This is a genomic window from uncultured Pseudokineococcus sp., from assembly GCF_947499845.1.
Lineage (GTDB): Bacteria > Actinomycetota > Actinomycetes > Actinomycetales > Quadrisphaeraceae > Pseudokineococcus.
This window is the reverse complement of sequence record NZ_CANMPM010000006.1, coordinates 94,690-114,227: the sequence shown is the minus strand read 5'-3', so window position 1 is coordinate 114,227 and position 19,538 is coordinate 94,690. Positions and strand designations below refer to the sequence as shown.

Below are 19,538 nucleotides of genomic sequence, written 5' to 3'. Positions count from 1 at the left end.
GCCGGCGGTCGACACCCGTCCGGACCCGAGAGAGGGGTCGCGTGGACGCCGTCCTGGAGAACCTCCCGCTGTACTGGCAGGGCTTCCGCACGACCCTGGGTCTGACCCTCGCGTCCGCCCTCGTGTCCCTCGTGCTCGGGACGGTCCTCGCCGCCTGCCGCGTCAGCCCCACCCCCGTCCTGCGCGCCTTCGGCACCACCTACGTCGAGCTGGTGCGCAACACGCCGCTGACGGTCGTCTTCTACGGCGTCACCTTCGTCATGCCGCTGGTGCTGCTGGGCCTCGACCCGCTCCCGGGGGCCGTCCTCGCCCTGTCGCTGTACACCTCGCCCTTCGTCTGCGAGGTCATCCGCTCCGGGGTCAACGCGATCCCCGTCGGCCAGGCCGAGGCGGCCCGCTCCCTCGGCATGACCTTCGGCCAGACGCTCACCACGGTGGTCCTGCCGCAGTCCGTCCGCGGCGTCCTGCCCCCGCTGGTCAACGTCTTCATCGCGCTGACGAAGAACTCCTCCGTGGCCGGAGGCGGCTTCTACGTCTTCGAGCTGTTCGGGGTGGCCCGACGCCTGCCCAACGACTACCCCGCCGACATCTACTGGCTCCTGGCCGGCGTGGCCCTGGCGTACCTCGTCATCACCATCCCGGCCGGCCAGCTCGTCGGCGTCCTCGAGCGCAAGGTGGCGGTGCTGCGATGACCTCCGTCCTGTACGACGTCCCGGGGCCCGCGGCCCGGCGCCGGTCGCGGGTGTGGTCGGCGGTCGGCGCCGTCGTCGTCGTGGGCCTCGTGGCCGCCGCGCTCGCCCGGCTCGCCTCGCAGGGGGCGCTCGCCCCGGAGGCGTGGAGCCCGCTGGCGGACCCGGACGTGTGGACGTTCCTCCTCGAGGGCCTGCTCGCCACGCTCCGCGCGGCCGCGCTGGCGGCCGTCCTGGCCGCCGCGCTGGGCTTCGTCCTCGCGGTCCTGCGCCGCTCCTCGCTGTCCCCCGTGCGCTGGCTGGCCGCCGCGGTCGTCGAGGTCTTCCGGGGCCTGCCGGTCGTCCTCCTCATGTTCCTCGGCGTCATCGCTCTCGGCCTGTCCATCTTCCAGGGCGTCGTGTTCGGGCTCGTCGTCTACAACGCGGCCGTCATCGCCGAGGTCCTGCGCGCGGGCATCGCGGGACTCCCCCGCGGCCAGGGCGAGGCGGCGGAGGCCATCGGCATGAGCCGGTTCCAGGTCCTCAGCGTCGTCCTGCTGCCGCAGGCGGTGCGGACGATGCTCCCGACCCTCGTCAGCCAGTTCGTCGTCCTGCTGAAGGACACCTCGCTCGGGTACATCGTCGGCTACGCGGAGCTGCTGCGGCACTCCCGCCTGATGGCGGAGTTCTTCGGCAGCGACGCCCGGCTGCCCATGTTCGTGGTCGCCGCGGCCCTGTACATCACCGTCAACTTCCTGCTCGGCCGCCTCGCGGTCCACCTCGAGCGGCGAGGAAGCTCCACCGGCGCCTCCGGGCGGAGCCTCCGGCGCCGGCTCCTGGGCGGGACCTCGACCGCGGGGGCCGGAGCGGCCGGCGCCGAGCGCTGAGGCGCCCTCCCCGGTGCGCCCTCGCCCTCTCCCGGTGGTGGCCGCCCCGGAGGGCGGCGCGGCCCGGTCCTGCGCGCCTCAGTCCTGCGCGAGCGTCTGGACCTCTCCGACGGGGACGTCGACGCTGGCGCCGGCCGTCTCGCTGAGGAGCCCCCCGGTCTCGCCGGTGCTGAGGCGGTAGGAGGCCTCCCACGTCGTGGTGACGGTGACCGGCCAGGTGCCGGTCCGCACCGACGCCCGCTCGAAGACGATGGTGCAGTCGGTCGTCGCCCCGGGCGACCACGGCGTGCCGCCCGTGGCGCAGGTGCCCTCCTGCGCGCCGCCGGGGGACTCGACGGACATGCCCGCCGGATCGGCCACGACCTCGGCCCAGTTGGGCCCGGCCTCGGCGAGGACGCTCACCTGCTCGAAGGAGGCCTGGTCGGTCCAGACCCACGTGGGCAGGCCCACGTACCCCGTGGCCGCCGGGTTGAGGGACACCTCGGGCGGCGGCGGCACGAGGTGCTGCTCGGCGATGTCGAGGAGCTGCTCGGCCGTCGGCGGAGGAGGTGGCGGAGGAGCCTGACCAGCCTCGACGAAGGTGAGGTTGTTCGCGGCGAACCACGCGTCGGAGACCTCTTCGCTCGCCCCCTGGCACATCGGTGCCCAGTACTGGCCGTCCTTGGCCAGGTTCTCCTCGTGCCCGAGCGGCATGCCCGTCACCGAGTCGTACCCCTGGTCCTCGGGCGTGAGGCCCTGCTCCGCCCACGTCCGCCGGTCGTAGTCTGCGATCGGGGGCCACTCGGCTGTCGGCGTCATCATGGAGATGTAGCGGCACGGTGGTGGCGGGCCCGGCACGGTCGTCCGCACCGTGCCGGACGTCCCTCCCGCGCCGCCCCCGCCACGGACCGTGACGCTGACGGCGTACGCGGTCGCCGTCCAGCCGGCGTCGCCCTCGCCGACGCAGCCGAGGCCGCACGCCGGGTCCGCCGCCTCCGCCGGGACGGCCCCGCTCGTGACGACGGCGCCCGTCGCGGCGACGAGCGCCGCCGCGGCGAGGGCAGCCCGTCGCCTCAGCACGGCGCGCTCGTGATGTCGAGCCCGGAGACCTTCCAGCCCTCAGCGGACCGCGCCAGCGTCACCTCGGTGCGGAGACGGGACTGCGCCTCGGGGGCGCCCGGCGAGCCGTCGAAGAGCACGGGCTCCAGCTCCGCCTGGTCGGCGCACGAGGAGACCGCCGCGCTCTGGCGGACCTCGTCGAACGACACCACGGGCTCGTCCATCACCATCGTCCCCTCGATCCCGTTGCCGGCCTGCGTCAGCGTGACCGCCAGCTGGTCGAGGACCGCCTGGCCCCGGCCGTCCGCGTGCTCGCTGGCGGGCACCGGCTCCCGCGGTGCCGCGGCCACCGCCATCCAGTCGTCCCAGAAGCCGCCGTACGCGACGAGGACGGCCGACTCGTCCCCGTCCGCGGGTGACGCGTCCAGGAGCCGCACCGACGTGAAGGTCGGCAGCCCGGCGGACGCCGTCGCCGACGGTCCTGGGGCGCTGGGGCGGCCGTCGTGGTGGGGGGCGAGCTGGGGACGTCGACCGTCACGGACTCCTCGCCGCCGCCCCCCGCGACGGGGGCGGGGGTGCCGGTCCCCTCGGCGCTGCTGCAGCCGACGAGCGCCAGGACGAGGCCCGCGGGCGCGAGGGCCCGCGCGAGCGAGCGCGACCTCCCCTCGCCGTGCAGCTCCTGGCGCACCGTTCCCCCGTCGCGGTCGGTCCCGGTCGGCGTGACCGGCGTCGCGCCGGATGCTAGCGCGGCAGCGACGCGGGTCGGCGAGGCGACGCACACCGCAGGTGGGAGCTCACCCGTCCGTGAGCCGTCGTCCACCTCCGGGGCGTCGACCCGGCGCGGAGCCCGGGTCCCCCTCGTCCTCGGTGTCCAGCGCCGCTCGGACGACGGCGAACGACAGACCGCCGGCGTAGCCCTTGCGCGCGAGCACGGCGACGAGCCGCCGCTCGCGGACGCTGCGCTCCAGACCCCGGGTCGACCGCAGCCGACGGGCCACGAGCTGCTCGGCGGCGACGCGCTCGTCCTCGTCGGTGACCTCCTCGAGCGCGGCGCGCGCCACGTCGTCGTCGACGCCCTTGCTGCGCAGCTCGTGCTGCAGGCCGCGGCGGGCCAGCCCGCGCGTGGCCTGCCGGGAGCGGACGAGCATCCCCGCGTAGGCCTCGTCGTCGACGAGGCCCACCTCGGTGAGGCGGTCGAGCACCTGGGCGGCGACCTCGCGCTCGACGCCCTTGGTCGCCATCTTCCGCTCGAGCTCGGCGCGGCTCCGCGGCGCCATGGTCAGCTGGCGCAGGGCCACCGCCCGCGCCACCGCGACCGGGTCGGCGTCCTCGCCGGGAGAGCCGGACGCCGCGGTACCCCGTCGGCCGGCGTCGTCGTCGCCCTGTGCGGAGCGACCGGTGGAGCGGCGACGAGCGTCACCACCCGCCCGCCGCCGCCGGCCGGGACGCTCCCGGCCGGCGTCCCCCTCGGGGCCGGGAAGGGCGGGCTCGTCGCTCAGAACGCGACCTCGGCCTCCGCGGGCTCGGCCGGGGCGTCCACGCGGGGCCCGATACCGAGCTTCTCCTTGATCTTCTTCTCGAGCTCGTCGGCGAGGTCGGGGTTGTCGCGCATGAACGCGCGAGCGTTCTCCTTGCCCTGCCCGAGCTGGTCGCCGTCGTACGTGTACCAGGCGCCCGACTTGCGGACGAAGCCCTGCTCGACGCCCATGTCGATGAGCCCGCCCTCACGGGAGATGCCGTGCCCGTAGAGGATGTCGAACTCGGCCTGCTTGAACGGCGGGCTGACCTTGTTCTTGACGACCTTGACCCGGGTGCGGTTGCCGACGGGCTCGGTGCCGTCCTTGAGCGTCTCGATGCGGCGGACGTCGAGGCGCACGGACGCGTAGAACTTCAGCGCCTTGCCGCCCGTCGTCGTCTCGGGCGACCCGAACATCACGCCGATCTTCTCGCGCAGCTGGTTGATGAAGATCGCCGTGGTGCCCGAGCTGTTGAGGGCACCGGTGATCTTGCGCAGCGCCTGCGACATGAGGCGGGCCTGGAGGCCGACGTGGCTGTCGCCCATCTCGCCCTCGATCTCCGCGCGGGGCACGAGCGCCGCCACCGAGTCGATGACGATGATGTCGAGCGCGCCGGAGCGGATGAGCATGTCGGCGATCTCGAGCGCCTGCTCACCGGTGTCGGGCTGGCTGACGAGCAGCGCGTCGGTGTCGACGCCCAGCTTGGCGGCGTAGTCGGGGTCGAGCGCGTGCTCGGCGTCGATGAAGGCGGCGATGCCGCCGGCCCGCTGGGCGTTGGCCACGGCGTGCAGGGCGACGGTCGTCTTGCCGCTGGACTCCGGGCCGTAGACCTCGACGACGCGGCCGCGGGGCAGCCCGCCGATGCCGAGGGCGATGTCGAGCGAGATGGACCCCGTGGGGATCACCTCGATGGGCGCGCGCACCTCGTCACCGAGGCGCATCACCGAGCCCTTGCCGAACTGGCGGTCGATCTGCGCGAGCGCCGTCTCGAGCGCCTTGCCGCGGTCTGCCGTCACGGGCATCTGTTCACCTCAGGGTCTGCGCCGGCCGGCCGGCCGGGGTGGCTTCTCATCCGTCGGGGCGACGCTAGGAGCCCCCACCGACAGCGGGGCCCCCGCGCCCGGGAGCTGTGGACGGACGACCTGCGGGGCCGCCCTGTGCGCATCCAGAGTAGGCGAACACCCGTTCGAGACGGGGCGACACGCCCGGCGCGTCGGCCCCCACCTCGTGCGGCCGTCCTGACCGGCGGGGTCGCCCGGCGCCGACCGCCGTCAGCGCCGCCGCGCCGGCTCGTCGCGCCCGAGCCGGCGCTCGGGCGGCACGTCCATGGCCTCGCACACCGCGGTCCACACCTCGCGCGGCGGGGTGCCGGCCTCGAGGGCCTGGTCCGGCGTCCGGCCGTCCAGCGCCCCGATGACCTGGGTGGCGGCCACCGACCGCGCGTAGGCGGCGCCGAGCTCGTCGTCCATCAGCCGCCAGAACTCGCTCAACCGCACCCGACCAGGGTGCCACCCGGGGGCCGTGCGGCCCAGCGCGCCCGACGCGGCGCGACGCCCCGCTCCGCGGCTGTCGGACCCCCGGGGCAGGATCGTCGCCGTGGCGAGGACCAGCGGGGCGACGACGAGCGCGGCGGCGGGCGCGCGCGCCGGCGGCGCGGGAGCGGGGGCCCGCCCGGGCGCCGACGTCCTCGACCGCTTCTCCGAGGCCACCCGCCGGTGGTTCACCGGCGCCTTCGCCGCCCCCACGGCCGCGCAGGCGGGGGCGTGGGACGCCATCAGCAGCGGCGACCACACCCTCGTCGTCGCCCCCACCGGCTCGGGCAAGACCCTGTCCGCCTTCCTGTGGTCGATCGACCGGCTCGTCAGCGAGCCCGTCCCCGAGGCCGCGCAGCGCTGCCGCGTCCTCTACGTCTCCCCCCTCAAGGCCCTGGCCAGCGACGTCCAGCGCAACCTGCGGGCGCCGCTCACGGGCATCGGCCACGAACGGGTGCGGCTCGGGCTCCCCGAGCCCGACGTCCAGGTCGGCATCCGCTCGGGCGACACCTCCGCGGCGGACCGCCGCCTGCAGGCGCGGCGCCCGCCGGACGTGCTGATCACGACGCCCGAGTCCCTCTTCCTCGTGCTGACGTCGAAGGCCCGCGAGTCGCTCGCCGGCGTCACCACGGTGGTCCTCGACGAGGTGCACGCCGTGGCCGGCACCAAGCGCGGCGCGCACCTGGCGCTGTCCCTCGAGCGGCTCGACGCGATGCTCCCCCGCCCCGCCCAGCGCATCGGCCTGTCCGCCACCGTGCGCCCGCCCGAGGCCGTGGCGCGCTTCCTCGCCGGCGCGCGGCCCCGGGGCGAGGAGGGCGGCCGGCCCGTCACCGTCGTGCAGCCGCCCTCGGAGAAGCGCTTCGACCTGTCCGTCGTCGTCCCCGTCGAGGACATGTCCCGCCTCGGCGAGCCGACCGACGACCTCACCGGTGCGGCGGCGGGCGCGCAGCGGACGACGTCCATCTGGCCCTCGGTCGAGGAGCGCATCGTCGACCTCGTCGCCCCGACCGCCGGCGAGCAGCGCTCCACCCTCGTCTTCGCCAACTCCCGACGGCTGGCCGAGCGCCTCACGGCCCGCCTCAACGAGGAGTGGGCCGAGCGCCTCGAGGCCGAGGCGGCCGGCGGCGTCGTCGACCTCGACGCGTCCCCCGGCGGCGACGGGGGCGGCCACGAGGACGACGGCCAGCCGCGCCGGCTCTCCCCCGGCGACGCACCCGGTCTCTTCGGCGCGGGCGGGGGGCAGCACCTCGACGACGAGGTCCGCGACGACGAGCACCGGGACGACGACGGGCACGGCGAGGACGACGACGAGGGCGACGAGGACGCCCCGCAGTGGGCCGCCTCGTCCGGCACCCGCCGCGCGGAGCGGCCGCGACGGCCGCCCGCCGAGGTCATGGCGCAGGCCGGCGCCTCGGCGGGGGCGCCCGCCGTCCTCGCCCGCGCCCACCACGGCTCGGTGAGCAAGGAGCAGCGCGCCCTCATCGAGGACGACCTCAAGTCGGGGCGCCTGCCCGCCGTCGTCGCCACCTCGAGCCTCGAGCTGGGCATCGACATGGGCGCCGTCGACCTCGTCGTCCAGGTCGAGTCCCCGCCCAGCGTGGCCAGCGGCCTGCAGCGGGTCGGACGCGCCGGGCACCAGGTCGGCGCGGTCAGCCGCGGCGTCCTGTTCCCCAAGTTCCGCAGCGACCTCGTCCAGACGGCCGTCGTCACCGAGCGGATGCGCGAGGGGCGCATCGAGGAGCTGCGCATCCCCTCCTCCCCCCTCGACGTCCTGGCCCAGCAGGTCGTCGCCATGACGGCGATGGACGACTGGTCGGTCGACGACCTCGAGGCGCTCGTGCGCCGCGCCGCGTCCTTCGAGCACCTGTCCCGGGGGGTGCTCGAGGCGGTCCTCGACATGCTCTCGGGCCGCTACCCGAGCGAGGAGTTCGCCGAGCTGCGCCCGCGCGTCGTGTGGGACCGGGTCACCGGCGTCCTCAGCGGGCGGCCCGGCGCCCAGCGCCTCGCCGTGACGAGCGGCGGGACCATCCCCGACCGCGGCCTCTACGGGGTCTTCCTCGCCTCGGGGGAGGGCCCCGGACGGCGCGTGGGCGAGCTCGACGAGGAGATGGTCTACGAGTCGCGCGTCGGCGACGTCTTCACGCTCGGCGCCTCGACCTGGCGCATCGAGGACATCACCCGCGACCAGGTCCTCGTGACGCCCGCCCCCGGCCAGCCCGGCAAGCTGCCCTTCTGGCACGGCGACGCCCTGGGCCGCCCCGCCGAGCTCGGCCGGGCGCTCGGCGCCTTCGTCCGCGAGCTGGCCGCGGCGCCCGGCGGCTGGGACGGCGACGTCGCCCGCGGCCGCGCCCGCGCCGCCGGCCTCGACGCGTGGGCCGTCGACAACCTCCTGGGCTACCTGCGCGAGCAGCAGGAGGCCACCGGGCACCTGCCCGACGACCGCACCCTCGTCGTCGAGCGCTTCCGCGACGAGCTCGGCGACTGGCGCGTCGTCGTCCACTCCCCCTTCGGCCAGCAGCTCCACGCGCCGTGGGCCCTCGCCGTCGCTGCGCGGATGCGCGAGCGCTTCGGCGTCGACGTCCAGGCGATGCCCGCCGACGACGGCCTCGTCCTGCGGCTGCCCGACGTCGGCTACGACGGCGGAGGGCTGGGCGGCGGGCTCGGTGGCGGGGACGACGACGAGGGCGGCGGGGCGGGGCTGCCCGACCTCGCCGACGTCCTGCTCATGGAGCCCGACGACGTGGCCGGCGTCGTCACCGACGAGCTCGGCGGCTCGGCGCTCTTCGCCGCGCGCTTCCGCGAGTGCGCCGGCCGGGCGCTCCTGCTGCCCCGGCGCAGCCCCGACCGGCGCCAGCCGCTGTGGCAGCAGCGCCAGCGCGCGGCCCAGCTGCTCGAGGTGGCGAGCCGCTACCCGTCCTTCCCGATCGTGCTCGAGACGGTCCGCGAGTGCCTCCAGGACGTCTTCGACGTCCCGGCGCTCGAGCAGCTGCTGCGCGAGCTGCGCTCACGCAGCGTGCGCGTCGTCGAGGTGACGACGCAGCAGCCGTCCCCCTTCGCCCGCAGCCTCATGTTCGGCTACGTCGCCCAGTTCCTCTACGAGGGCGACTCCCCGCTCGCCGAGCGCCGCGCCGCCGCCCTGTCCCTGGACCCGGGCCTGCTCGCCGAGCTCCTCGGCCGAGGCGAGGGTGCCTCGCTCGCCGACCTCCTCGACCCCGAGGCGGTGCTGCGCACCCACGCCGAGCTGCAGCGCCTGCTGCCCGAGCGCGGGGCGCGCGGCGCCGAGGACGTCGCCGACCTCCTGCGCGTGCTCGGGCCGCTGAGCGCGCTCGAGGTCGCGCGGCGCACCCGGCCCGATGCCGTCGGCGCGCCGCCGCAGGACGCCGCCCCGGCGGGCGCCGTCGTCCTCGGCGCGGACGAGGGCGCCGTGCCGGGGGGGGCCTCCGACGAGGAGGAGACCGGGGCCGACGACGCGGGGGCGGGGCCGGCCGGGGGCGCCGCGGCGCGCGAGGACGCCGCGGCGGCACGGGTGCCCGCCGTGGAGGCGTGGCTGCAGCAGCTCGAGCGCAGCCGGCGCGTCATCGCCGTCCGCATCGCCGGGGAGGAGCGGTGGGCCGCCGTCGAGGACGCCGGCCGGCTGCGCGACGCCCTCGGCACCCCGCTGCCCGTGGGCGTGCCCGAGGCCTTCACGGCCCCGGTGCCCGACCCGGTGGGCGAGCTCGTCTCCCGCCACGCGCGCACCCACGTGCCCTTCACCTCCGGTGCGCTCGCCCGGCGCCTGGGGCTCGGCACGGCCGTCGTCGACGCCGCCCTGCGCCGCCTCGAGCAGCGCGGGCGCCTCGTGCGCGGCGACCTGCTGCCCGACGGCGTCCGCGGGCGCCTGGTCGAGGGGCCCGCGGACGAGGACGGCGCCGGCGAGGGCGACCACGCGGAGCACGTCTGCGACGCCGAGGTCCTGCGCGTGCTGCGGCGCCGCTCCCTCGCGGCGCTGCGCGCGGAGGTCGAGCCGGTGCCCCCGGAGGACCTCGCGTCCTTCCTCCCCCGCTGGCAGGGGGTCGGCGCGCGCCTGCGCGGCGCCGAGGGCCTCGTCCGCGTCGTCGAGCAGCTCTCCGGGGCCGTCCTGCCCGCGAGCGCGCTCGAGTCGCTCGTCCTCCCCGCCCGCCTCCAGCGCTACACCCCCGCTCTGCTCGACGAGCTCACGGCCTCCGGCGAGGTCCTCTGGTGCGGTCACGGCTCCCTCCCCGGCGACGACGGCTGGGTGTCGCTGCACCTCGCCGACTCCGCCCACCTCACGCTGCGCCCCCGTCCGGCGTGGGACGCCGCCGGCGACGGGGCCCGGTCCGACGTCGTCGCGGCCGCGGCCGCCGGAGGGCGCGACGACGACGCGCTCGAGCTCACCGACGACCACCGCGCCGTCCTCGACGCGCTCGACGGCGGCGGCGCCTACTTCTTCCGGGCGCTGGCCGACGCCGTGGGCTCCGTCGACGACGACCACCTCGCCGAGGTGCTCTGGGACCTCGTGTGGGACGGGCGCCTCACGAACGACACCCTCAGCCCGCTGCGGGCGCGCCTGCGCGGGGGCCGCACCCGCCACCGGACCGCCCCGGCGGCGCCGCGCTCGCGCTACGCGGGCAGCCGGCGCGGGTGGGCCGCCGGTCGCTCGCGCCCGGGCCGTCCCCCGGTGCCCGTGCGCGGCGGACCGCCGCACGCGGCCGGGCGCTGGTCCCTGCTGCCCCTCGCCGAGGAGGACGCGACGGTGCGGGCCGCGGCCCTCGGAGAGGTGCTGCTCGACCGGTACGGCGTCGTCACGCGCGGCTCCGTGGCGGCCGAGCGCGTGGCGGGCGGCTTCGCCGGCGTCTACCGGGTCCTCGCCGCGATGGAGGACGCCGGGCGCGTGCGCCGGGGGTACTTCGTCGAGGGCCTCGGCGCCTCGCAGTTCGCCGGGCCCGGCGCGGTCGACCGCCTGCGGGCCGTCGCCCGGCCGCTCGGGGAGAGCGCGGCCGGCGCCCCGGCCACCGGGGAGCCCGGGGTGCCGGCCGACGTCCTCTCGGCCTGCGACCCGGCCAACCCCTTCGGCGCCGCCCTGCCGTGGCCGCCGCGCGCGGGGGCGCCGACCGACGGCGACGAGGACGACCGGGGTGCGGGCTCCGGCTCGGAGGACGGCGGCGCCGAGGACCGCGGGAAGGGCGCGGGCACGCCCGAGGAGGGCCGCCCGGCCGGCGGCCGCGGGCGCCCGGCCCGCGCGGCCGGGGCGCTCGTCGTGCTGCGCGAGGGCCGGCTGCTCCTCTACGTCGAGCGAGGCGGACGGTCGGTGCGCACGTGGACCGACGACGAGGAGGACCTGCGGGCGGCGGCCCGGGCGCTCGTGACGGCCGTCCGCGACGGCGGGCTGGGCCAGCTCCTCGTCCAGCGGGCCGACGGCGAGCCCGTCCTCGCCGCGACGGGCGGCGTGGCGGCGGCCCTGGAGGGGGCGGGCTTCACGCCGACGCCGCGCGGCCTGCGGCTGCGGCCGTGAACCCCGGACGAGCACCTCACCTACCTGGGCGTCGGTGCGCAGCGCCGGGGGCAGGAGGTCCGCGTGCCCGAGGGTGACACGGTGCTCCGCACGGCCCGCCGCCTGGACGCCGCGCTGGCGGGCCGGGTGCTGCGGTCGACCGACCTGCGGTGGCCGACGCTCGCGGCCGCGGACCTGTCGGGGCAGGTCGTGCGCGAGGTCGTCGCGCGCGGCAAGCACCTGCTCGCCCGCACCGACGCGGGCGCCACCCTCCACAGCCACCTGCGGATGGACGGCTCCTGGCACGTCCAGCGCACCCCGCCCCCGGGCGGCGCGGGGGCCGGCCGTACGCCGCGGCTGCGCGGCGGCTCCGCCGAGGGGGTGCGCGCCGTGCTCGTCACCGACGACTGGACCGCCGTGGGGCACCGCCTGGGCATGCTGGACCTCGTCCCGACGGCGGAGGAGGACGGCCTGGTCGGGCACCTCGGCCCCGACCTCCTGGCCGACGACTGGGACACCGGTGACGGGTGCACCGACGGCGGGGGCACCGACGGCGGGGGCACCGGCGGCGCGGGCGCGGCGGTGGCCGCCCTCGTCGCGGACGGGGACCGCGAGGTGGGGGCCGCGCTGCTCGACCAGCGGCTCGTCGCCGGCATCGGCACCTTCTGGATGAGCGAGACCCTGTTCCTGCGCGGCGTGAGCCCGTGGGCCGCCGTGCGCGACGTCCCCGACCTCGCCGGGCTGCTGGCCCGCACGCGACGGATGATGCGGGCGGCGGCGGACGCCCGCGAGCCGGTGCAGACGACGACGGGCGACACGCGACCGGGCCGCAACCGCTACGTGCACGCCCGGTCGGGACTGCCCTGCCTGCGGTGCGGCACCACCGTGCGCGTGGCCCCGCTCGGGTCCGGGCCGACCGCCCGCAGCGCCTTCTCGTGCCCGGTGTGCCAGCCGGGACCCCGGCCGACGGACGACGGCCGCCCGCAGGCCCCGCTCGGCCACGACCGGCGCGGCGGAGCCCCGGCGCGCCGTCGCGGCACCTCACCCCGCGCCTGAGGGCGCCGGCCGGGGAGGAGGACCCGGCCGTGCGGAGGTCGACGCACGACACCCCGCACGTCCGCGGACGTACGGGGTGCCAGGAGCGAGCCTCTGACGCGCCTCGCGCGTAAGAGGCGCTGACGCGCCCGGGGCTCAGGCGGCGCTGACGAGCCCCTCGGGCCCCCGGACGTCCTCGCCGACGAGGTCGTCGGGCACGACGTCGGGGACGAGGAGGTGCTCGGCGAGGGCGACCCGGTCGCTGACCTCGCTCAGCACCTCCGACAGCGGCGTCCCGAGGGCCCCGCAGATCGAGGAGAGCAGCTCTGAGGAGGCCTCCTTCTGACCGCGCTCGACCTCGGACAGGTACCCCAGGCTGACCCGGGCCGTGCCGGAGACCTCGCGGAGCGTCCGGCCCTGCTTCTGGCGCAGGTCGCGGAGGGCGTCGCCGAGCTCGCGTCGCAGGAGGACCACGGGCTGACCCCCTCTCGGGCTCGGGGCGGGCGTCGGTGCGGAGGCCGCGCGGGCAGCGGGAGCGGTGCTCGCGGGGCGGGGTCCGGCGGACGGGCCGCCGGGGTGCGGCGCGACCGGCCGGGCCGGGGCGCCGCGTCGTGACGGGGTGGGTCGACGGGGCGGGGAGGTGCGTGCACCGCCACGGTACCCGGAGGGGGCCCCGGGCGGCGTGGGGAGGCGGGAGACGTGCATGACGGGAGAACGGGCGACGCGGGGGCCGTGTTCCGGCTCGGGCGTCACGGGGCGGTCTCGCGACCGCCGACGTCCTGCCCCGGGCGCCCTGCACAGGAGGAGGTGCGCTCCTCCGCGCGCTGGGTCTCGTGGGCGGTCACGGACGGTGCGGGCGGCGTCGTCAGCGCGTCGGCGAGGAGCAGCAGCGCCTCCCGGGTGACCGCCGCCCGGACGGCGGCGCGGTCGCCGGGCACGTGGAGCGCCACCACGCGGGTCCCCCACGACCCGGCCACGGCCACGAAGGCGGTGCCGGCGGGGTGCCCGTCCGCGGGCCCGGGCCCGGCGACGCCCGTCGTCGCGACGCCGACGTCCGCACCGAGCAGGCGTCGCGCGCCCTCGGCCATGGCCGCCGCGACCGCCGGGTGCACCGGGCCCTCGCGGCGCAGGAGGTCCGCCGGCACGTCGAGGAGCGCCCGCTTGAGGTCGGTCGCGTAGGTGACGACGCCGCCCCGCAGGGCGCCGGAGGCGCCGGGGACGTCGGCGAGGCGGGCGCAGACGAGGCCCGCGGTGAGGGACTCGGCGACCGCGAGCGTCGTCTCCCCCGCGACGGCCGCGCCGACGCACCGGCGGGCCAGGTCCTCCGTGTCGCTCGAGGGGTCGGCCGGGGCCCCTCCCGCGGCCGCCTCAGGCGTGCGGGCCACCGCGGGGCTCCTCCGGCGCGCCGTCGGCAGCGGTGCTCGTGCCGGGGCCTCCCCCGTCGACCGCCTCGTCGGCGAGCGGCCCGCCGGCCCGCCCCGCGGCGCGCTCGCGGGCGGCCTGCTCGCGCCGGCCCTCGCGCCGCAGGCGCACCGCCGACACGACGTAGTCCGCGCCCGTGACGACGGTCACGACGACGGCGAGGAGCATCACCCCCAGCGCGAGCCCCGGCTTCCACCCCGCGAGGACGTCCGGCGTCGGCAGCAGGTACAGGGCGATGGCGAGGCTCTGCAGGACGGTCTTGAGCTTGCCCCCGCGGGAGGCGGGGATGACGCCCCAGCGGATGACGACGAAGCGCAGCAGCGTCACGCCGACCTCGCGCCCCAGCACGAGCACCGTGACCCACCACGGCAGCTCGCCGAGCACCGAGAGCAGGACGAGCGCCGTGCCCACGAGCGCCTTGTCGGCGATGGGGTCGACGAGCTTGCCGAAGTCGGTGACGAGGTCGTGCCGGCGCGCCACCTCGCCGTCGACCTTGTCGGTGGCGATCGCGACGCCGAAGGCGGCAGCCGCCGCGAGGCGCCAGCCGTCGTCCTGACCGCCGTCGACGAGCAGGAGCGCCGCCATGAGCGGCACGAGCAGGACGCGCAGGAGGGTCAGGGCGTTGGCGAGGTTCCACGCGCTCGCGGTGCCGTCGGCGTGCCGCCGCGCCACGAGCCAGGAGGTCACCGGACCGGCTCCGCGACGAGGTCGGCACCTGCCGACCCGGTGACGACCGCCTCGACCACGTCACCGACGCGGGGCCGGGGGGCGCCCGGCGGGAGCACGACCTCCGTCGTCCCGTCGACCTCGGGCCCCTGGTGGTCCGCGCGGCCGACGACGACGTCGGCGGCGAGCTCGTCGTCCTCGTCCGCGGTCGCCTCCACGAGGACGCGCACGCGCTCGCCGACCCGCTCGGCCGCCCGCTCGTCGACGAGCGCCTCGACGAGCTGCTCGACGCGCTCGCGGCGCTCGGCCACGACCTCCTCGGGCAGGTGGCCGGGCAGGCCCGCCGCCTCGGTGCCGTCCTCGTCGGAGTAGCCGAAGACGCCGGTGACGTCCATCCGCGCGGCCTCGAGGAAGCCCATGAGGTCCTCGAGCTCGGCCTCGGTCTCGCCGGGGAAGCCGACGATGACGTTGGACCGGACGCCGGCGAGCGGGGCGAGCGCACGCACCCGCTCGAGGAGCGCGAGGAAGTCTGCGGTGCCGCCGAAGCGCCGCATCCGGCGCAGCAGCGCCGGCGCGGAGTGCTGGAAGGACAGGTCGAAGTAGTCCGCCACGCCGTCGGTGCCCGCGACGGCCTCGAGGAGACCGGGGCGGACCTCGGCGGGCTGGAGGTAGGTGACCCGCACGCGCTCGAGGCCGTCGACCGCGGCGAGCCGCGGCAGGAGGTGCTCGAGCGCCTGGAGGTCGCCGAGGTCCTTGCCGTAGGAGGTGGAGTTCTCGCTGACGAGGAGGACCTCCCGCACGCCCTGCTCGGCGAGCCAACGCGCCTCGGCGAGCACGTCCTCCGGCGGTCGCGAGAGGTACGCGCCGCGGAAGGCCGGGATGGCGCAGAAGGTGCAGCGGCGGTCGCAGCCGGACGCCAGCTTGAGCGGCGCCCACGGGCGGCCCGGCTCGAGCAGGCGCCGCAGCACCGGCGGTCCGGAGGCGGGGGCCAGGTCGGCGGCGCGGCGGTCGGCCGCCGCCTCGTCGAGGCCGCTCCCGTGCCCCGGCGTCGCCACCCGGCTCCCGCGCCGCGCGGTCGGGGACAGGGGCAGCAGGGTGCGGCGGTCGCGGGGCACGTGGCTCGCGGGGCGCTCCCCCGCCAGGACGGCGTCGAGGTGGCCGGACAGGTCGGCGTAGGAGTCGAAGCCGAGGACGGCGTCCGCCTCGGGCAGCTGCTCGGCGAGCTCGGTGCCGTAGCGCTCGGCCATGCACCCGACGGCGACGACGGCGCGCGTGCGGCCGCTGCCCTTGAGGTCGCTCGCCTCGAGGAGGGCGTCGACGGAGTCCTTCTTCGCGGACTCGATGAAGCCGCACGTGTTGACGACGGCGACGTCGGCGTCCGCCGCGTCCTCGACGAGGTCCCAGCCCGCGCCGGCGAGGCGGCCCGCGAGCTCGGAGGAGTCGACCTCGTTGCGCACGCAACCGAGCGTGACGAGGGCGACCGACCGGCCCGCCGCGCGCTCCGCAGGGGCGTCGGACGCCGTCGTCGTGCTCATCCCGCCACTGTAGGCGCCCCCCGGCGCCCGCCCCCTCAGGCGGACGCCTCCACCAGCGCGCGCATCGACCGCGTCGGCCGCAGCCACGCGCCCTCGGGCGGCAGGTTGTCGAGGCGGATGCGCGGCAGCGGCGTCGTGAAGGCGCCGGGCACGTCCTCGAGGTCGATGAAGGTGATGAGGTCGGACTCCTGGGCGTAGCCCGCCACCTCCGAGAAGGCGATGACGACGCACTCCACGCCCGCGCGCGCCAGCTCCTCCAGCGGCTCGCGGAAGTTGCGCCCGTCCGCGCTGGCGACGACGACGCGGGCGAGGCCGCCCTCGTCGGCGCGCCGCGCGATGTGGTCGAGCATCGCCTCGTCGACGTCGTCCTCGGGGTGCGTCTTCGGCCGGGCGAAGACCGCGAAGCCGAAGGACCGCACGGCCTCGACCCACCCGCGCATGTTGGGCGCGGCCGAGGGGGCGATGTTCGTGAAGACGCAGCCCTCGACGTCGCGGTCCTCCGCCGACCCCACGAGCCACCGGGCGATGGCGTCGAAGCGCGGCCGCGAGGACGGCGAGGGCCGCTCGCCGATGACGTTGGCGAGCGTCATGTCGATGTTCGGGGCGTCCCAGACGAGGAGGTCCAGGCCCTCCCCCGCCGCCGGACCGGCGTCCTGCCCGACCTCGTCCACCACCGCGGTCATGCCCCGCTCACCGTCCCGTCAGCGACCACGCGTCGTGGCCGTCCTCGTCGCCGTCCGCGTCGTCGTCGTACCGCTGGGGCGGGGGCGGCAGGCCGGCGTCCCAGTCGTCCTCCGCCGGCGCCCCGTAGCCGCCCCCGTACCCGCCGCGGGCGCCCCCGCCGGTCTGCTGCGGCGCCGCCGGCTCGACGGCGACCGCCTGGTCGTAGGCCTCGTCGCCCGCGGGCGCCGGCTCGCCGCGGAGCCCGGCGAGGGTCGCGGGCAGGTCGTCGGGGCGCACGAGCACGTCGCGGGCCTTCGAGCCCTCGCTCGGCCCCACGACGCCGCGCGACTCGAGCAGGTCCATGAGCCGGCCGGCCTTGGCGAAACCGACGCGCAGCTTGCGCTGGAGCATCGACGTCGAGCCGAACTGCGTCGTGACGACGAGCTCGGTCGCCTGCAGCAGCAGCTCGAGGTCGTCGCCGATCTCCTCGTCGACCTGCGCCGCCGGCGCCGCGACGACCACGTCCTCGCGGTAGACCGGCGCCAGCTGCTCCTTGACGTGCCGCACGACCGCGCCGACCTCGGCCTCGGTGACCCAGGCACCCTGGACGCGCATCGTCTTGGAGCTGCCCATCGGCAGGAAGAGCGCGTCGCCCTGGCCGATGAGCTTCTCCGCGCCCGGCTGGTCGAGGACGACGCGGGAGTCGGCCAGCGAGCTCGTCGCGAAGGCGAGCCGCGAGGGCACGTTGGCCTTGATGATGCCGGTGACGACGTCGACGCTCGGGCGCTGCGTCGCCAGCACGAGGTGGATGCCCGCCGCCCGGGCCAGCTGCGTGATGCGCTGGATGGACGCCTCGACGTCGCGCGGCGCCACCATCATGAGGTCGGCGAGCTCGTCGACGACGACGAGCAGGTACGGGTAGGGCAGCAGCTCGCGCTCGCTGCCCGGCACGGGCTGGACCCGCCCCCCGCGCACCGCCGCGTTGAAGTCGTCGACGTGCTTGAAGCCGTACGTCGCCAGGTCGTCGTAGCGCGCGTCCATCTCCCGCACCACCCACTCGAGGGCCTCGGCGGCCTTCTTCGGGTTGGTGATGATCGGGGTGATGAGGTGCGGGATGCCCTCGTAGACCGTCAGCTCGACCCGCTTGGGGTCGACGAGCACGAGCCGGACCTCGTCGGGCGTGGCGCGCATGAGGATCGAGGTGATCATCGCGTTGACGAAGCCCGACTTGCCCGCGCCGGTGGCGCCGGCGACGAGCAGGTGCGGCGTCTTCGCGAGGTTCGCGACGACGTACCCGCCCTCGACGTCCTTGCCGACGCCCATGACGAGCGGGTGCGCCTGGGCGCGCGCGGCCTGGCTGCGCAGGACGTCGCCGAGGGAGACGGTCTCGCGGTCGGCGTTGGGGATCTCGATGCCGATGGCCGACTTGCCGGGGATCGGCGAGAGGATCCGCACGTCCGCGCTGGCGACCGCGTAGGCGATGTTCTTGCTCAGCGCCGTGACCCGCTCGACCTTGACGCCGGTGCCGAGCTCGACCTCGTAGCGCGTGACCGTGGGCCCGCGGCTGAAGCCGGTGACGGCGGCGTCGATGTCGAAGCTGTCGAAGACGGTCGTCAGGGCCTCGACGACGCGGTCGTTGGCCGCGCTGCGCGCCTTGTGCGGCGTGCCCGGGGTCAGCAGGTCCGACGCCGGGAGGCTGTAGGTGACGTCCCCGCCGAGGAGCAGCTGCTCGACGCGCTGCGGCAGCTGGCCGACGGGCGGCGCCTCCAGCTCCTCCGGAGCCGCGGGCGCGGGCGCCGGGGCGGTGCGGGCGCCCGACCGGGCCGCGGGGCGGGCGGCCGGCGGCGTCGCTGCCGGCGCCTCGTCGTCGGGCGGCGGGGCGGGGCGCCGGCGCCGGGAGCCGCCGTCCGCCGGGTCGCCGTCCGCACCGGGCTCGGCCCCGGCCGCGGAGCCGCGCGACCAGCCCGGGGGCTCGGCCTCCTCGCCCGCCTCGCCGTCGGGAGCGGTGCCGCGGCTGCGGGCGCGCAGGCGCTCGGCCGCCCGCCGGGCGCGGCTGGCGCCCGCCGCCTCGTCGGCGCCCTCCCCGGAGCCCGTGCCCGCGGCCTCGCCGGAGCCGTCGTCGGCGGCCGAGCGGCGCCCACGGCGCCTCCCCGCGGCGGGGACGTCGTCCTCCTCGTCGCGCAGGCGCTCGGCCGGCTCCTCGTCCTCCGCCGCCCCCCGGCGCCCGGGCAGGCGGTCGAGGAGGTCGCGGAGGCGGTCGGGGACGGCGTGCACCGGGGTCGCGGTGAGCACCAGCACGCCGAAGACGCCCAGCAGGACGAGGAGGGGGACGGCGACGACGGGCGACGCGCCCGCCGCGAGCGGCACCGCGGCCCCGTAGCCGAGCGCCCCTCCCCCGGCCTGCAGCGACTCCGCCGTGGCGGGGGCCTGCGCGCCCACGGCGGCGAGGTGCACGAGGCCGCAGGCGGCGAGGAGCAGCGCGAGGACGCCGATCCACGACCGGCCGCGGGCGGCGGGGCTGTCGGGGTGGCGCATGAGGCGCACGGCGGAGGCGAGCAGGAGCACGGGCACGATGAGGCCGACCAGGCCGAAGAGCCCGGCGACGACGACGTGCACCCCCGTGCCGAGGGTGCCGGTGATGCCCCACCACTCCCGGGCGGCGACGAGGATGCCGAGCCCGAGGAGGGCGAAGGCCAGGCCGTCGCGGCGGTGGGCCGGGTCGAGGTCGCGGGCGCCGTCGCCGACGCGCCGGACGGCACCCCCGACGACGTGCGCGGTCCCCGTCCAGGCGCCGCGGGCGGCGCGGCCTGCGAGGGACGCCCCGGTCCGCGGCGCGGGCGAGGAGCCCCCGCGGCCGCCGCGGCGGTCGGGTCCCGAGGACCGGGGGGAGCCGCCTCGGGTGCCGCTGCCGCTGCTGCGCGTGGAGCCCGAGCGGCGCGCCGTGGTGGTGCCGCGCGTCGCCATGGGCGCACCGTAGCCCGGCGGGCCGCCCGGGCGACCGAGCCCGGGCGGCGCGGCGCCTCCCGGGGCGAGCAGGGGACGGGGTGCTTCCCGCGCCCCCCTGCTCACCCCGCGGAGGCGAGC

15 protein-coding genes are annotated in these 19,538 nt (G+C 77.4%); 4 read left to right on the top strand and 11 right to left on the bottom strand.

Annotated features, from left to right (window positions below; translation table 11 throughout):
• Positions 1-41 precede the first annotated feature (41 nt).
• Both Q0789_RS08000 and Q0789_RS07995 read left to right on the top strand, forming a co-directional pair.
• On the top strand, positions 42-692 hold the full coding sequence (locus Q0789_RS08000) for an amino acid ABC transporter permease (RefSeq protein ID WP_298803952.1): 651 nt from the start codon (positions 42-44) through the stop codon (positions 690-692).
• Positions 689-1,555 carry an amino acid ABC transporter permease gene (locus Q0789_RS07995; RefSeq protein WP_298803950.1) on the top strand — a complete coding sequence of 289 codons (867 nt, stop codon included), beginning with the start codon at positions 689-691 and terminating at the stop codon, positions 1,553-1,555. The genes Q0789_RS08000 and Q0789_RS07995 overlap by 4 nt, the downstream gene beginning before the upstream one ends.
• A gap of 78 nt (positions 1,556-1,633) precedes the next feature.
• On the opposite strand, the gene Q0789_RS07990 is transcribed toward Q0789_RS07995, so the two are convergent.
• From Q0789_RS07990 to Q0789_RS07970, 5 genes are all read right to left on the bottom strand, one after another.
• The gene (locus Q0789_RS07990) at positions 1,634-2,614 is read right to left on the bottom strand and encodes a hypothetical protein (RefSeq protein ID WP_298803947.1); all 981 of its coding nucleotides are present in this window, start codon (positions 2,612-2,614) and stop codon (positions 1,634-1,636) included.
• On the bottom strand, positions 2,608-3,030 hold the full coding sequence (locus tag Q0789_RS07985; protein WP_298803944.1) for a hypothetical protein: 423 nt from the start codon (positions 3,028-3,030) through the stop codon (positions 2,608-2,610). The genes Q0789_RS07990 and Q0789_RS07985 overlap by 7 nt, the downstream gene beginning before the upstream one ends.
• A 357-nt stretch (positions 3,031-3,387) precedes the next feature.
• Positions 3,388-3,891 carry a regulatory protein RecX gene (locus Q0789_RS07980; protein WP_298803942.1) on the bottom strand — a complete coding sequence of 168 codons (504 nt, stop codon included), beginning with the start codon at positions 3,889-3,891 and terminating at the stop codon, positions 3,388-3,390.
• A 197-nt stretch (positions 3,892-4,088) separates the two neighbouring features.
• Positions 4,089-5,132 carry a recombinase RecA gene (gene recA, locus Q0789_RS07975; RefSeq protein ID WP_171202071.1) on the bottom strand — a complete coding sequence of 348 codons (1,044 nt, stop codon included), beginning with the start codon at positions 5,130-5,132 and terminating at the stop codon, positions 4,089-4,091.
• 249 nt (positions 5,133-5,381) lie between these two features.
• Positions 5,382-5,606, bottom strand: coding sequence for a DUF3046 domain-containing protein (locus tag Q0789_RS07970; protein WP_298803934.1), 225 nt, complete (start codon positions 5,604-5,606; stop codon positions 5,382-5,384).
• Between the two features lie 100 nt (positions 5,607-5,706).
• Between Q0789_RS07970 and Q0789_RS07965 the strand changes: the two genes are divergently transcribed.
• Positions 5,707-11,154 carry a DEAD/DEAH box helicase gene (locus Q0789_RS07965; RefSeq protein WP_298803932.1) on the top strand — a complete coding sequence of 1,816 codons (5,448 nt, stop codon included), beginning with the start codon at positions 5,707-5,709 and terminating at the stop codon, positions 11,152-11,154.
• 63 nt (positions 11,155-11,217) lie between these two features.
• Positions 11,218-12,189: a DNA-formamidopyrimidine glycosylase family protein gene (locus Q0789_RS07960; RefSeq protein WP_298803930.1), complete on the top strand. Its 972-nt coding sequence runs from the start codon at positions 11,218-11,220 to the stop codon at positions 12,187-12,189.
• A 135-nt stretch (positions 12,190-12,324) separates the two neighbouring features.
• Here the strand turns inward: Q0789_RS07960 and Q0789_RS07955 are convergent, their stop codons facing one another.
• The 6 genes from Q0789_RS07955 to Q0789_RS07930 all read right to left on the bottom strand — a co-directional run bounded on the left by Q0789_RS07955 (position 12,325) and on the right by Q0789_RS07930 (position 19,418).
• Positions 12,325-12,642: a helix-turn-helix transcriptional regulator gene (locus Q0789_RS07955; protein WP_298803928.1), complete on the bottom strand. Its 318-nt coding sequence runs from the start codon at positions 12,640-12,642 to the stop codon at positions 12,325-12,327.
• A gap of 275 nt (positions 12,643-12,917) precedes the next feature.
• Complete coding sequence (locus Q0789_RS07950; protein WP_366917682.1) at positions 12,918-13,487, bottom strand: CinA family protein; 570 nt, start codon at positions 13,485-13,487, stop codon at positions 12,918-12,920.
• A gap of 49 nt (positions 13,488-13,536) precedes the next feature.
• Positions 13,537-14,277 (bottom strand): CDP-alcohol phosphatidyltransferase family protein, encoded by a 741-nt coding sequence (locus tag Q0789_RS07945; RefSeq protein ID WP_298803923.1) that lies wholly within the window; start codon positions 14,275-14,277, stop codon positions 13,537-13,539.
• Positions 14,274-15,791 carry a 30S ribosomal protein S12 methylthiotransferase RimO gene (rimO, locus tag Q0789_RS07940; RefSeq protein WP_298803921.1) on the bottom strand — a complete coding sequence of 506 codons (1,518 nt, stop codon included), beginning with the start codon at positions 15,789-15,791 and terminating at the stop codon, positions 14,274-14,276. The genes Q0789_RS07945 and rimO overlap by 4 nt, the downstream gene beginning before the upstream one ends.
• 35 nt (positions 15,792-15,826) lie before the next feature.
• A complete protein-coding gene (locus Q0789_RS07935; protein WP_171203795.1) occupies positions 15,827-16,474 on the bottom strand; it encodes an NYN domain-containing protein in 648 nt (215 codons plus the stop codon).
• Between the two features lie 7 nt (positions 16,475-16,481).
• On the bottom strand, positions 16,482-19,418 hold the full coding sequence (locus tag Q0789_RS07930; protein ID WP_298803915.1) for a DNA translocase FtsK: 2,937 nt from the start codon (positions 19,416-19,418) through the stop codon (positions 16,482-16,484).
• Positions 19,419-19,538 lie beyond the last annotated feature (120 nt).

What these genes read in the sequence shown, in the direction of transcription:
- Q0789_RS07995 (WP_298803950.1), top strand. Translation starts at nt 689, where the DNA reads ATGACCTCCGTCCTGTACGACGTCCCGGGGCCCGCGGCCCGGCGCCGG.
- recA (WP_171202071.1), bottom strand. Translation starts at nt 5,132, where the DNA reads ATGCCCGTGACGGCAGACCGCGGCAAGGCGCTCGAGACGGCGCTCGCG.
- rimO (WP_298803921.1), bottom strand. Translation starts at nt 15,791, where the DNA reads ATGAGCACGACGACGGCGTCCGACGCCCCTGCGGAGCGCGCGGCGGGC.
- Q0789_RS07935 (WP_171203795.1), bottom strand. Translation starts at nt 16,474, where the DNA reads ATGACCGCGGTGGTGGACGAGGTCGGGCAGGACGCCGGTCCGGCGGCG.
- Q0789_RS07930 (WP_298803915.1), bottom strand. Translation starts at nt 19,418, where the DNA reads ATGGCGACGCGCGGCACCACCACGGCGCGCCGCTCGGGCTCCACGCGC.